Here is a 14,082-nt window from a genome sequence, read left to right as displayed (position 1 = left end):
ATTAAATGAAGAGGTGATTCAGATGGATATGACTTTAATGAAAAAATTGAATCGTCAAGGCCTTATTTTTGTTGGCATCCACACGTTAATCATGTTGAATTTTGCTGTTGAGTTATTATTACTATAGTAAGAGATTACTTGAATACAGATGCCTAGCCGATTTAAAAGAGCTAGGCATTCATTATTTTTATTCATATATGGAAGGAATTTTTAATTAAAACGAGAACGAAAAATCAAGGGGTGAAAGAATGACTGGTTATGACGAGGTTTTTAAAAATCTAGAGCGTCCTTTTGGATGGGTAGATTTAGATGCATTACAGAAAAATATTGATTTCATTAATAATGCTTGTGGAAACAAAACTATTCGAATTGCTACAAAATCTGTTCGTTCTGTGCCATTGCTTGAATACATAGCAGCGAGAATCACACATTTTAGCGGTTTTATGACCTTTACAGCAAGCGAATCTGTTTATTTGTTTGAGCGAGGTTTGGATCAGTTGCTTATCGGTTATCCGGTCGTCGAAAAATCATCGATTGTCAGGTTAGCGGAGTGGGTAAAAAAGGGGAAATCACTCACATTTATGATTGATTCTGTTAGCCAGATCGCCTTACTTAATGAAATTGCAAAGCAAGAAGCGGTACAATTTCAAATCTGTATTGATTTAAATGTCTCTACTGATTTTCGTGTGATTTATTTTGGGACAAAACGGTCACCTATATCAGATATAAAAAAACTAGATTTACTCCTACAAGAAATTAAAAAATACCCACATGTGAAAGTAGTCGGGGTAATGGGGTATGATGCACAAATTGCTGGTATTGCTGATCGTAATACACAATTGTACGGCCTAAAGGGGGCGCTAATTCGAACATTAAAGCGACAATCTATGAAGAAAATAACAGCTTTCCGTCAATTTGCTGTCGCCCATGTAAAAAGTATATATGATTTACAGTTTGTTAATGCAGGAGGTTCAGGTAGTATGCATTGGACGTCCTTACAAAAGGATGTATCAGAAATTACTGTTGGCTCTGCCTTTTATGCGCCAGCACTATTTGATCATTATGACCAATTAAAACTACAACCAGCAGCTGGATTTGCAGTACGAGTTACACGGAAGTTTTCAAATCACATTGCAGTTTGCCATGGTGGTGGATATGTCGCATCAGGTGCGGTAGGCAAAGACCGTTTACCGGCATTTTTAAATCGTGAGCAATTTGCCCTTTTACCGCTAGAAGGTGCCGGTGAAGTGCAAACACCCATTGTTGTAAAAAACGAACAAGTAAAAATTGGCGATACGATTTATATGCGTCATGCCAAGGCAGGGGAATTATGTGAGCGGTTTCAAGTGCTACACGCAACGCAAGGCGGTCACTATATAGGGCAACTAAAAACATATCGGGGGGATGGGCAATGTTTTCTATAAAAAATTGGCGCGAAGGTAATAAATGGACAAATTGGTCAGGCAGCTATACTTCGTACCCTAGTCAATATTTTGCGCCTCATAGTATTGAAGAAGTTTGTGAGATTGTAAAAAAACATGTCATTTCAAAGCAAACAATTCGGGTAACAGGTGCTGCTCATTCCTTTAGTCCGGTGGCAATGCCTGAGCAATCTGCGTTAACGTTGCATCACTTACGTGGATTAATTTCTGTGGATAAAGAAAATTTTACAGCTACATTTTATGCGGGCACTTATTTATACGAAGTTGGTCCAATATTAGCTGAATATGGCCTGGCATTGATTAATATGGGAGATATTCAACAGCAAACTTTAGCAGGAGCTATATCTACAGGTACTCATGGTACAGGCATTACGCTCGGTTCATTTTCTTCAATGGTTAAAACGTGGGGAATCGTAACCGGGGAAGGAGAATATATACAACATGAGCGCGGGTATGACGCATTGTCTGAAGCTTTGCACGTATCAATGGGCTTACTTGGGATTTTAATTACGGTGACACTTCATGTTGTCCCATTATACAGTTTGGAATACACGTCGGAACGAAAGCCATATCAAATCGAAATAGAAAATTTCCAGCAAACGATCCGGGAGCATCGGAATGTTGAATGGTATTACTTTCCAAGTAGTAGTCAAATTCAAGTGAAGAAAATGATTGAAGTTACACCAGTGGAACAGTCTAAATGGCAAAAGTATTTGGAACTGGCTAAACTAAACGTACTAGAAAATGGTGTGTTTTACGTTGCATCGGAAGTTTGTAAAAGAAAGCCTTCCGTTAGCTTAGCGGTAAGTAGACTAGCTTCTAATATAGTGGGAGAAGAAGTACGTACTGGTGTAAGCTATGAAATTTACCCCTCACCTAGGAGTGTAAAATTTACAGAGACGGAATATGCCATTCCAGTGGAAAGTTTTGAAGCCTGTATGGAAGAAGTACATACAATGTTTTTACGTAATCCTTTCGATGTACATTTTCCGATTGAGTGCCGTACAACAGCTGGAGAACAGGGGTATTTAAGTCCAACACAAGGAAAGGAAAGTGCTTTTATCGCATTCCATATGTATAAAGGGATGGATGATACTAAATATTTTGCCTGGGTACATGACATGATGATGAAATATAGTGGCCGTCCTCATTGGGGGAAAATAAATACGTATCACAAAGAGAATATAAATGTTTTTTATCCTCATGTAGACAAATTTAATGAGCAACGGAAACAATTTGATCCTCATAATATATTTTTAACAACTTATTTTAAGAAGATTTTTAATAATTAACTTGGCGAAGTCACACAAATAACACTGTGTGACTTTTTTGATTTAAAATATTTAAAATAATTTAAAAATTCAAATTTTCGAAAAAAAGTGTTGAAAGAGAATAAATTGAACAGCAATCACAATGAAAGCGATTCCAACATTACCGAATGTTTTGAATTGTATAAAAAATTCAAAAAATAGTGTTGACGACAGATGTAAATTCGTACTATGATAACAACAATTTAGTACACCACTTCGTAAAACTTCATAGCGATGTAAACTTGAAGTGAAGCGAAATAATAGGTTGTTAGAATTACAGTGCGAAAAGTAAATGCATTGCGTTGAGGGGCGTTTGAGAAATGAGAAGTGATATGATTAAACTGGGGGTTGACCGAGCTCCACACCGTAGTCTTTTATACGCTACAGGGAAAGTTAAGGCGAAAGATTTAGAGAAGCCGTTCATTGGTGTTTGTAACTCGTATATAGATATTATTCCTGGTCACGTTCACTTACGCGAGTTTGCTGATGTTGTTAAGGAAGCAATTATAGAAGCAGGCGGAATTCCATTTGAATTCAATACAATTGGTGTTGATGATGGAATTGCAATGGGACACATCGGAATGCGTTATTCATTACCATCTCGTGAAATCATTGCAGATTCAGCAGAAACAGTTATTAATGCTCACTGGTTTGACGGTGTGTTTTATATTCCAAACTGTGACAAAATTACGCCTGGGATGTTGATGGCAGCTGTTCGTACGAATGTACCTTCAGTATTTGTATCAGGCGGTCCAATGGAAGCAGGTACATCTGCTTCTGGTAAGCAATTATCATTAACAAGTGTATTTGAGGGTGTAGGTGCCCATAAAGCAGGTACAATGACAGCTGAAGAATTACTAGATATCGAAAATAACGCATGTCCGACATGCGGTTCTTGTTCAGGGATGTTTACAGCGAACTCAATGAACTGCTTAATGGAAATGCTAGGCTTAGCACTTCCAGGGAACGGAACGATTGTAGCTACGAGCGATAAGCGTAAAGAATTAATTTACGAAGCAGCAAAGCATCTTGTTCGTATGATTAAAGAGGATGTTAAGCCTCGTGATATTGTAACAAAAGAAGCAATTGATGATGCATTTGCGCTCGATATGGCAATGGGTGGTTCTACAAATACAGTACTTCACACATTAGCAATCGCAAACGAAGCAGAAATTGACTATAACATTGAAGATATCAATAAAGTCGCTGAGCGCGTACCGTATTTAGCAAAAATTATGCCAGCATCGGATATTTCGATGGATGACATCGCAAAAGCGGGTGGTGTGCAGGCGATTATTAATGAATTAACGAAAATTCCAGGCGCCATTCACCCAGATCGACCAACAATTGCTGGTGTAACAATGGGTGAGCTTGTAAAAGATTATGTCATTTCAAACGAGAAAGTCATTCGTACGAAAGATAATCCATACAGTCCAGTTGGCGGGCTTTCTGTCTTATTCGGAAATATCGCCCCTGAAGGCTCAGTTATTAAAGTAGGGGCCGTGGATCCTTCCATTAAAAAGTTTGTCGGTGAAGCAATTGTGTTTGATTCACAAGAAGAAGCACAAAAGGCAATTGATGATGGGATTGTTCGTGAAGGGCATGTAGTCGTCATTCGCTATGAAGGACCAAAAGGTGGTCCAGGAATGCCAGAAATGCTTGCTCCTACATCTGCAATCCAAGGTCGTGGTTTAGGTACGAAAGTTGCTTTAATTACGGACGGACGATTTAGCGGTGCATCACGAGGAATTTCCATTGGTCATATTTCACCAGAAGCAGCAGAGGGCGGTCCAATCGCATTAGTTACAAATGGCGATACGATTGAAATTGATTTGCCAAGTCGTACGATTAATTTACAAGTATCTGATGAAGTACTTGCAGAGCGTCGTTCGAACTTACAACCTTTTGAACCAAAAATTAAGCGCGGTTGGTTAGCACGTTACTCAGCTTTAGTAACAAATGCTTCTCAGGGTGGCGTTATGAAAATTTAAAAAAGTAAAAACGTTGATGAGGTTAAAGGTTGCAGAGCCTTGTATTTACCAGAGAGCCGGTAGTGGTGGAAGCCGGCGATACAACTGCATCCGACATCCCCTCGGAGTGAGTTATTAAACGCGTATAACGCCATTAGATAACTCCGGGCATATTCGAAATGCTCGTTATTAATGAATCGTCAGCTAGATTTAGTTGCACAATTTACGTTTAAAAAAGCTTTTTAAACAATAATTGTAAATCTAGTACTACGTGGCGATTCACGAGGTGGCAAAGTATGCTGAATACTCTTTGGAGTTTGGCAAATTACGGAGCTGCAAACAAGGGTGGTACCATGAAAAGTCTTTTTCATCCCTACGCATAAAGTTTTCTTTTGCGTGCGGAGAGAAGGCTTTTTATTTTGCAATTTTTTTCACCATTTCAATGAAATGATAGATTAATTTTAAAAAAAGGAAGGAGAATTCAATATGAGTATGAGTGCAAACGTTTCAGCAAATCAAGCGTTCGACAATCAACTAGAAGAAAAACAACAAGTAAGAAAACCGAGAGACGGTGCAGATATTTTAGTTCAAGCTTTACATGAACAAGGTGTAGATATCATTTTTGGTTATCCAGGTGGAGCAGTGTTACAAATTTATGATGCCATTTATCGTAATCCGATTCGTCACATTTTAACTCGTCATGAGCAAGGTGCAATTCACGCAGCTGAAGGTTATGCCCGAGTTACAAATAAGCCAGGTGTGGTAATTGCGACGTCTGGTCCTGGAGCAACAAACTTAGTTACGGGTATTGCGGATGCAATGATAGATTCAATTCCATTAGTTATTTTCACTGGTCAAGTAGCGACATCTGTGATCGGTACAGATGCATTCCAGGAAGCGGACATTATGGGAATCACAACACCTATTACGAAACACAACTACCAAGTGCAAGATGTAGCGGACATCCCGCGTATCGTTAAAGAAGCATTCCATATCGCTAATACAGGGCGCAAAGGTCCAGTTGTAATTGATTTCCCTAAAAACGTTTCTCAGACGTTATTCCAAGAGGACATTAAAACACCTGATGATATTTACTTACCAGGATATCAACCAACAACGAAGCCGAACTATTTACAAATTCAAAAGGCAATTCAGGCACTAACATTAGCAAAAAAACCTTTAGTACTTGTAGGTGCGGGTGTTTTATTTGCCGATGCACGAGAGGAATTAACTGAATTTATAGAAAAATATAAGTTACCAGTCGTTAGTACGTTATTAGGTCTGGGGAGTATTCATGGAAAACATGAACAATTTTTCGGAATGGCCGGTATGCACGGTTATGCAACAGCAAATGATGCCATTACAAAAAGTGATTTATTAATTAATATCGGTGCTCGTTTTGATGACCGATTAACAGGCAATTTGGCCACTTTTGCACCGAATGCAACGATTGTTCATATTGATATTGACCCAGCTGAAATCGGTAAAAATGTACCGACGGATATTCCAATTGTTGCGGATGCAAAAGAAGCGTTAAAAGCACTGCTGAAAAAGGATTTTGTTGGTCCTGATACTTCTAATTGGTTAGATTTTTTAAATGACAGTCGAGAAAAGTATCCACTTTGGTACGAGGAAGCGGGAGAAGAAATATTACCGCAACAGGCAATAGAAATCATTCATAAATTAACGAATGGTGATGCAATTGTTACGACTGACGTTGGTCAACATCAAATGTGGGCTGCTCAATACTATCATTTAAATAATGATCATGGTTGGGTTACATCAGGTGGTTTAGGAACAATGGGCTTTGGATTCCCGGCAGCAATCGGTGCTCAATTCGCCCGTCCAGATAAAAAGGTTATTTCTATTGTAGGGGATGCAGGTTTCCAAATGACGAACCAAGAGCTTGCCTTACTAAAAGAGTTTAATTTACCCGTAAAGGTAATCATCCTAAACAACAGTTGCTTAGGAATGGTACGTCAATGGCAAGAAACGTTCTATGAAGAGCGATATTCTCAATCATTAATGCCGATTCAGCCAGACTTCGTTAAATTAGCAGATGCTTATGGTGTGAAGGGCTATAAAATCGAAAAACTGTCTGAAGCAGAAGCAATATTTGCAGAAGCGATACTTTCAGACGAGCCAGTCGTAATTGACTGTCGAGTAAAGCAATTAGTTAGTGTATATCCAATGGTAGCACCAGGTAAAGGATTACATGAAATGATTGGAGTGGAAAAACCATGAAACGTGTAATTACAGTAACAGTAATCAATCAAAGTGGCGTATTAAACCGAGTAACAGGCCTATTGATGAAACGTCAATTCAATATTGAGTCTATTACAGTTGGTCATACAGAGCAGCCGAATTTTTCTAAAATGACATTCGTCGTTAACATTCAAGATGAAAGTAAGATTGAACAATTAATTAAGCAATTATCAAAGCAAATTGATGTATTAAAGGTCAATGATATTACAGAAAAATCGATCGTACTTCGTGAGCTAGCACTTGTTAAAGTAGTGTCACCACCGAATTTACGATTAGAGATGAATGCAATCGTGGAGCCATTTCGTCCACAGGTAGTTGATACATCAAAAAATGTTGTCACATACGAGGTCGTAGGTCACCCAGAAAAAATTGATGCCTTTATCGAGCTTATCCGTCCTTATGGCATAAAAGAATTAACACGAACTGGTGCAACTGCATCTGTTCGAGAAGCACAAAAAGTCGAAGGTCCCCAATTATCGATTTTGAAATAAATGTTGCAATAAATCTGGGTGGATGATGACATCGGAAGCCCACATTTCAAAAAAATATAACTTTTACTTAAATGGAGGAAATGAAAATGTCAAAAATGTATTATGAAAACGAAATTAACGAGCAAGCACTTAAAGGTAAAAAAATCGCAATTATCGGTTATGGTTCTCAGGGCCATGCACACGCACTTAACTTAAAAGAATCAGGATTTGATGTAGTAGTTGGTATCCGTCCTGGTAAATCTTATGATGCAGCAAAAGAAGATGGGTTAGATGTAAAAACGGTTGCCGAAGCAGCTGCTGAAGCCGATGTAATTCAAATCTTACTTCCAGATGAGCGTCAAAAAGCGGTATATGAAGCTGAAATTGCGCCGCATTTAACAGCTGGTAAAGCACTAATGTTTGCTCACGGTTTCAATGTACACTTTGGTCAAATCCAACCACCAGCCGATGTTGACGTATTCTTAGTAGCTCCAAAAGGACCAGGTCACTTAGTACGTCGTCAATTTACTGAAGGAGCAGGTGTACCAGGATTATTCGCAATCCACCAAGATGCTACTGGAGAAGCACGTGACTTAGCACTTGCTTACGGTAAAGGAATTGGTTCGGCACGTGGCGGTTTACTTGAAACAACTTTTGCTGAAGAAACAGTAACAGATCTATTCGGTGAGCAAGCAGTTCTTTGCGGTGGTACAACTGAATTAGTAAAAGCTGGTTTTGAAACATTAGTAGAAGCGGGCTACCAACCAGAGCTTGCATACTTTGAAACATTACATGAACTTAAATTAATCGTTGACTTGATGTTTGAAGGTGGTATGGCAACAATGCGCTACTCAATCTCAGATACTGCTGAGTGGGGAGACTATGTATCAGGACCACGTATTATCGATGCTTCAGTTAAAGCGCGTATGAAAGATGTTTTAACGGATATTCAAGACGGTACTTTTGCGAAACGTTGGATCGAAGAAAATGAAACAGGTCGTCCAGAGTATACGAAGTTCAAAGAAGCTGGTGCAAACCACCAAATCGAAGAAGTTGGTGCAAAATTACGTGCAATGATGCCATTCATCAATCAAGGAAAACAAAAGGTTACAGTGAAATAATATGAGAAAAATAGATATTTTTGATACAACATTACGCGATGGAGAACAGTCAGCTGGCATTAACTTAAATACCGCTGAGAAAATTGAAATCGCAAAGCAACTAGAGCGTCTAGGTGTCACAATTATCGAGGCGGGTTTTCCTGCCTCATCTCCTGGTGACTTTGAAGCGGTATCTTTAATCGCAAAAACCGTGAAAAATTCAATCGTTACTGGGTTAGCACGTGCAGTACGAAGTGACATTGATGCGGTATGGGAAGCAATAAAGCATGCTGAGCAACCACATGTGCATACATTCATCGCAACAAGTCCGATTCATATGGAATATAAGCTAAAGAAAAATCCTGATCAAGTTGTGGAGCAAGCCGTCGCTGCTGTTAAGTACGCAAAAGAAAAGTTTTCTTTAGTTGAGTTTTCAGCTGAAGATGCATTCCGATCAGATAAAGAATTTTTAGTTCGAATTCTTGGTGAAGTCATTGCTGCTGGTGCAACGACAGTCAACATTCCAGACACAGTTGGCTACGCATCTCCTGAAGAATATGGTGCGCTTTTCCGTTACTTACGTGAAAACGTAAAAGATGCTGAAAAGGTGAAGTTTTCAGCTCACTGTCACGATGATTTAGGGATGGCCGTTGCTAACTCCATTGCAGCAGTGCAAAATGGTGCGGATCAGGTAGAATGTACGATTAACGGCATTGGGGAACGCGCAGGTAATGCAGCGCTTGAGGAAATCGGTGTGGCGTTACACATTCGTAAAGATATTTACGGTGTCGAAACAGGTCTCAATTTAAAAGAAATTAAACGTACATCACAAATGGTAAGCCGTTTAACAAATGTTGTCATTCAACCAAACAAAGCCGTTGTTGGTAAAAACGCATTTGCCCATGAATCAGGCATTCACCAAGATGGTGTATTAAAAAATCCTGAAACATATGAAATTATTTCACCTGCATTAGTAGGCGAAGATGAAGTCCCATTAGTACTAGGGAAACATTCTGGTCGCGCAGCATTTAGAGATCGTGCAGAAACAATGGGCTTCCAGCTTTCAGAAGAAAAGCTCAATAAAGCATTTGCAGAGTTTAAAAAGCTTGCAGATCGAAAGAAGGAAGTAACGGAAGAAGATTTAGTCACAATATTAACGGAGCAGCAAGTTTCGGTAGGAGATGTACCGTTATTTGAATTGAAATGTGTTCAAGTTCAGTATGGTACAGAAAATATTCCAACGGCAACAGCTTCTGTAGTGACACCTGAAGGAGATGTGAAAACATTAGCAGCAACAGGCTCTGGCTCCGTTGAAGCAATCTTTAATACGCTTGAGCAGCTTGTTAATGGCACAGTAAATATTTTAGATTACCGCGTAAAATCAGTAGGTAAAGGACGCGATGCACTTGGAGAAGCAGTAATTAATTTGAATTACAACGGCTACACATCAACAGGTCGTGATTCAGCGCTAGACGTATTAGAAGCATCTGCAAAAGCCTACTTAAACGCGATTAATCGACATTTGATTCAACAAAAAGTAAGAGAACAACAACCAGTCGTTCAATAAATGAGGGGAGTGTCATAAGAAAGCGATTATGGCGTCTCCCACCATTTTAAATAAACGAGCAGTAATAATAGAACAACTTATGCAATTTCACGTAGAAAGAAAGGTGTTTTCAAATGGAAAAGAAAATTACGGTACTGCCTGGTGACGGCATTGGTCCAGAAGTTGTCGCAAGTGCAGTAAAAGTATTACAAGTAATCGGGAAACGATTTAATCATACATTTCATTTAAGCTATGGCACGATTGGCGGTGCAGCGATTGATCAGCATAATAATCCACTACCAGAAGAAACGATTGCAATGTGTGAACAAAGCGATGCGATTTTATTAGGGGCAGTAGGTGGTCCGAAATGGGATAATAATCCACCAGAATTACGTCCTGAAAAAGGTTTGTTAAAAATTCGTAAGCATTTTGATTTATTTGCTAATTTACGTCCTGTGAAAGCTTTCCCAAGTTTACTTGCTTCTTCTCCATTAAAACGTGAAGTTGCGGAGAATGTAGACTTAATGATCGTCCGCGAACTAACAGGAGGGCTATATTTTGGTGAGCCACGTAAAAAAACAGACGCCGGTGCTATTGATACATGTGTGTATTCACGTGAAGAGATTGAGCGAATTGTAGACAATGCCTTTGAGCTAGCAAGACTTCGTCGAGGAAAACTATGCTCAGTTGACAAGGCAAATGTATTAGATACATCACGTTTATGGCGAGAAATCGTAGAGGAAAAGAAAAAGCAGTACCCAGATGTAGAAACAGAACATAACTTAGTTGACTCGGTTGCAATGAAATTGATTACAAACCCTGGTCATTATGATGTTGTCGTGACAGAAAATTTATTCGGTGACATTTTAAGTGATGAAGCCTCTGTTATTACAGGTTCACTAGGTGTATTACCTTCTGCATCAATTCGCGGAGATAACTTTGGATTATACGAGCCAGTTCATGGTTCAGCACCAGAAATTGCGGGTCAGGGAATTGCCAACCCAGCAGCGACGATTCTTTCGGTAGCAATGATGCTACAATACTCATTTGGTTTGAAAGAGGAAGCAGCAGAAATTGAACGAGCAGTAAGTGCTGTGTTTGAAGATGGTTATTATACGGCTGATTTAGCACAAGAGCAAAAACGTACACTATCTACTGTTGAATGGACAGAAAAAGTGCTAAACGAAATAGACGCAAGCTTCGTTTCAGATAGCATTATGATTTCATATAATTAAGGAACGGTGAATACTATGGGGAAAAATATTATTGAAAAAGTGTGGGAGCAACATGTCGTACATCGTGAAGATGGTAAGCCAGATTTACTTTACATCGATTTGCACTTAATTCATGAAGTAACTAGTCCGCAAGCGTTCGAGGGACTACGCTTAGCTGGACGAAAAGTACGTCGTACAGATCTTTGCTTTGCTACAATGGATCACAATGTACCAACAAAAAATTTGCCAACGATTAATGATCCCATTGCCAAAAAGCAAATTATGACATTAGCTGAAAATGCGAAAGAATTTGGCATTGAGCTTGCTGATATCGGCCATCCGGATCAAGGAATTGTTCACGTTATCGGGCCAGAACTTGGATTAACACAGCCTGGTAAAACTATTGTTTGTGGGGACTCACATACAGCAACTCATGGTGCATTTGGCGCAATTGCGTTTGGTATCGGTACATCAGAAGTAGAGCATGTACTTTCAACACAAACACTATGGCAATTAAAGCCACCAACTATGGAAATCCGCGTCAATGGAGAGCTTGGCATTGGTGTTACCGCAAAGGATATCATTTTAGCCATTATCGCAAAATGGGGGATTGGTGTCGGTACTGGTCATATTGTAGAGTACACGGGTGAAGCAATTCGCAAGCTTACAATGGAGGAGCGCATGACCATTTGTAACATGTCTATTGAGGCTGGTGCGAAAGCTGGTTTAATTTCACCAGATGAAACTACTGTAGAATTTTTACGTGGTCGTAGATATGCGCCTCAAGGAGAGAAATTTGAAGAGGCAGCGAAATACTGGTTAAGCTTAGCATCTGACCATGACTGCACATACGACGTAGTACTAGAAATTGATGCATTAGAAATCGAGCCAATTGTCACTTGGGGTACGAACCCGGCAATGGGAGTAGGCGTATCAAAAACAGTGCCAACTGTAGGAGATTATAATAACGAAGCAGATAAAGCAGCCTTACAAAAGGCACTTGAATATATGGATTTACAGCAAGGGCAAAAAATTACCGATATTGAAATTCAACATGTATTTATCGGGTCTTGTACGAATTCACGTATTAACGATTTACGTGCAGCTGCCGCTATTATTGAAGGTAAGAAAATTGCATCTGGCGTAAAAGGAATTGTTGTTCCAGGTTCTTGGTCAACGAAAGCTCAAGCTGAAAAAGAAGGTCTAGATAAAATTTTCCTTGATGCAGGCTTTGAATGGCGCGAGTCAGGATGCTCCGCTTGCTTAGGGATGAATGAAGATGTTATACCTTCAGGTGAGCGCTGTGCATCAACTTCAAACCGTAACTTTGAAGGACGTCAAGGAGCAGGTGCTCGTACGCACTTAGTATCGCCAGCGATGGCTGCAGCAGCCGCAATTCATGGTCGCTTTGTAGACGTTCGTCAATATCAAAAGCAAGAGGCGTAAGGGGAGACATGACATGAAACCAATTAATATCGTAAATAGCATTTATGCGCCACTTGATCGCAAAAATGTGGATACAGACCAAATTATTTCAAAGGAATTTTTAAAGCGTATTGAACGTACTGGATTCGGTCAGTTTGTCTTTTATCATTGGCGTTTTGATAAAGACGGAAATCCAATTGAAGATTTCGTTTTAAATAAGCCACAATATATTGGGTCAGAGATTTTAGTGGCACAAGACAATTTTGGTTGTGGCTCTTCGCGAGAGCACGCTCCGTGGGCCATTCTAGATTATGGATTCCGTGTAGTAATCGCACCAAGCTTTGCAGACATTTTCTACAATAACTGCTTCAAAAACGGAATCTTGCCGATTAAACTTACTGAAGCAGAATGTGATGAGCTATTAGAAAAAGGAATAGCAGAAGCGCAAGCAATTGAAGTGAATCTTGAAGCGCAAACAGTAACAACTTGTTACGGCAAAGAGTATACATTTACAATTGACCCATACTATAAAGAAATGCTCCTAAATGGCTGGGATGAAATTTCACTTACATTTAAATACGAAGATCAAATTACAGCTTACGAAAAAAATCGTATTGCCTATTAAATAAAGAGTCTGTTGCATAGGGGAAACGCCTATGTAGCAGGCTTTGTTATTTTTTGTGTATTGTTGTCGAATATTGTGAATGCTATAATTTCATGTAAACTTTTTTGTTAGGAGTAAGTGTTCATGAAAAATTTCGGAGGCTGGCTAGGTATCGGTTTTGTAGTGCTTTTAATAATTGGATTTATCGTGAGTTATTGGATGTATATAGTAGGTGCTATAGCACTTTATTTCGGAGTGAAATGGCTTATAAATTATTCAAAAGATAAACAGCTGCAAAAAGTAATAGGGGATAAACAACAGCAAATATTAAAAAATCAATCGACAATAGAGTATAAAATGGAAAGACTCCTAACGTTATCAAACCATACAGATCCAAACGGTTATAAGCGTCAACAATACAAAAATAAACAACAATTGGATTTATTAGATTACTGGTATAAGTATTTAGATTTGCGTGCCAAATTAATTTTAAATAATACGACTACATACCGTGAAGAGGAAGTACTGCATTTAATGTGTGATGAATTGCTTGTTCGTATGGATAATTTAGAAATTGAAGTGACTGATTCGGTAAAAAAAGAGTTTATCGAAGAAAACTTAACACCATTATTACGAGATGTTGTTGAAATTATGGAAGGTATTAATCCAGTAAAATCAATTAATATCCAAGCTTATCAATTATTAAAAGTCCGATAATAAATGATCATAAAACGAG

The 14,082-nt window shown here is 38.9% G+C and carries 11 protein-coding genes; all 11 read left to right on the top strand.

The features are described 5' to 3' along the window. Positions 1–248 precede the first annotated feature (248 nt). The 11 genes from MKZ17_RS12040 (at position 249) to MKZ17_RS11990 (ending at position 14,063) form a co-directional block, all read left to right on the top strand. Positions 249–1,424: an alanine racemase gene (locus MKZ17_RS12040; RefSeq protein ID WP_340723975.1), complete on the top strand. Its 1,176-nt coding sequence runs from the start codon at positions 249–251 to the stop codon at positions 1,422–1,424. Continuing rightward, entirely contained in the window at positions 1,412–2,734 is a 1,323-nt protein-coding gene (locus tag MKZ17_RS12035) for a D-arabinono-1,4-lactone oxidase (protein ID WP_340723974.1), read from the top strand. The genes MKZ17_RS12040 and MKZ17_RS12035 overlap by 13 nt, the downstream gene beginning before the upstream one ends. Before the next feature lie 338 nt (positions 2,735–3,072). Continuing rightward, the gene (ilvD, locus tag MKZ17_RS12030) at positions 3,073–4,743 is read left to right on the top strand and encodes a dihydroxy-acid dehydratase (RefSeq protein WP_340723973.1); all 1,671 of its coding nucleotides are present in this window, start codon (positions 3,073–3,075) and stop codon (positions 4,741–4,743) included. A gap of 471 nt (positions 4,744–5,214) precedes the next feature. Next, complete coding sequence (ilvB, locus tag MKZ17_RS12025; RefSeq protein WP_340725550.1) at positions 5,215–6,966, top strand: biosynthetic-type acetolactate synthase large subunit; 1,752 nt, start codon at positions 5,215–5,217, stop codon at positions 6,964–6,966. Beyond that, positions 6,963–7,478, top strand: coding sequence for an acetolactate synthase small subunit (ilvN, locus tag MKZ17_RS12020; RefSeq protein ID WP_340723972.1), 516 nt, complete (start codon positions 6,963–6,965; stop codon positions 7,476–7,478). Before ilvB ends, ilvN begins: the two co-directional genes overlap by 4 nt. An 86-nt stretch (positions 7,479–7,564) precedes the next feature. Next, entirely contained in the window at positions 7,565–8,578 is a 1,014-nt protein-coding gene (gene ilvC / locus MKZ17_RS12015) for a ketol-acid reductoisomerase (RefSeq protein WP_340723971.1), read from the top strand. A gap of 1 nt (position 8,579) precedes the next feature. After that, complete coding sequence (locus tag MKZ17_RS12010) at positions 8,580–10,124, top strand: 2-isopropylmalate synthase (protein ID WP_340723970.1); 1,545 nt, start codon at positions 8,580–8,582, stop codon at positions 10,122–10,124. Positions 10,125–10,237: 113 nt separating this feature from the next. Beyond that, entirely contained in the window at positions 10,238–11,338 is a 1,101-nt protein-coding gene (gene leuB / locus MKZ17_RS12005) for a 3-isopropylmalate dehydrogenase (RefSeq protein ID WP_340723969.1), read from the top strand. Between the two features lie 15 nt (positions 11,339–11,353). Continuing rightward, positions 11,354–12,763, top strand: coding sequence for a 3-isopropylmalate dehydratase large subunit (leuC, locus tag MKZ17_RS12000; protein WP_340723968.1), 1,410 nt, complete (start codon positions 11,354–11,356; stop codon positions 12,761–12,763). 13 nt (positions 12,764–12,776) lie between these two features. Then, on the top strand, positions 12,777–13,367 hold the full coding sequence (gene leuD, locus MKZ17_RS11995; RefSeq protein ID WP_340723967.1) for a 3-isopropylmalate dehydratase small subunit: 591 nt from the start codon (positions 12,777–12,779) through the stop codon (positions 13,365–13,367). Between the two features lie 123 nt (positions 13,368–13,490). After that, the gene (locus MKZ17_RS11990; protein WP_340723966.1) at positions 13,491–14,063 is read left to right on the top strand and encodes an ABC transporter substrate-binding protein; all 573 of its coding nucleotides are present in this window, start codon (positions 13,491–13,493) and stop codon (positions 14,061–14,063) included. Positions 14,064–14,082 lie beyond the last annotated feature (19 nt).

This window comes from Solibacillus sp. FSL R7-0682, from assembly GCF_038005985.1.
Taxonomy (GTDB): domain Bacteria; phylum Bacillota; class Bacilli; order Bacillales_A; family Planococcaceae; genus Solibacillus.
This window is presented reverse-complemented; position numbering and strand designations above follow the sequence as displayed.

Excerpts from the sequence above, each read along its gene's own strand:
- MKZ17_RS12040 (WP_340723975.1), top strand. The coding sequence starts at position 249 with ATGACTGGTTATGACGAGGTTTTTAAAAATCTAGAGCGTCCTTTTGGA.
- MKZ17_RS12035 (WP_340723974.1), top strand. The coding sequence starts at position 1,412 with ATGTTTTCTATAAAAAATTGGCGCGAAGGTAATAAATGGACAAATTGG.
- ilvD (WP_340723973.1), top strand. The coding sequence starts at position 3,073 with ATGAGAAGTGATATGATTAAACTGGGGGTTGACCGAGCTCCACACCGT.
- ilvB (WP_340725550.1), top strand. The coding sequence starts at position 5,215 with ATGAGTGCAAACGTTTCAGCAAATCAAGCGTTCGACAATCAACTAGAA.
- ilvN (WP_340723972.1), top strand. The coding sequence starts at position 6,963 with ATGAAACGTGTAATTACAGTAACAGTAATCAATCAAAGTGGCGTATTA.
- ilvC (WP_340723971.1), top strand. The coding sequence starts at position 7,565 with ATGTCAAAAATGTATTATGAAAACGAAATTAACGAGCAAGCACTTAAA.
- MKZ17_RS12010 (WP_340723970.1), top strand. The coding sequence starts at position 8,580 with ATGAGAAAAATAGATATTTTTGATACAACATTACGCGATGGAGAACAG.
- leuB (WP_340723969.1), top strand. The coding sequence starts at position 10,238 with ATGGAAAAGAAAATTACGGTACTGCCTGGTGACGGCATTGGTCCAGAA.
- leuC (WP_340723968.1), top strand. The coding sequence starts at position 11,354 with ATGGGGAAAAATATTATTGAAAAAGTGTGGGAGCAACATGTCGTACAT.
- leuD (WP_340723967.1), top strand. The coding sequence starts at position 12,777 with ATGAAACCAATTAATATCGTAAATAGCATTTATGCGCCACTTGATCGC.
- MKZ17_RS11990 (WP_340723966.1), top strand. The coding sequence starts at position 13,491 with ATGAAAAATTTCGGAGGCTGGCTAGGTATCGGTTTTGTAGTGCTTTTA.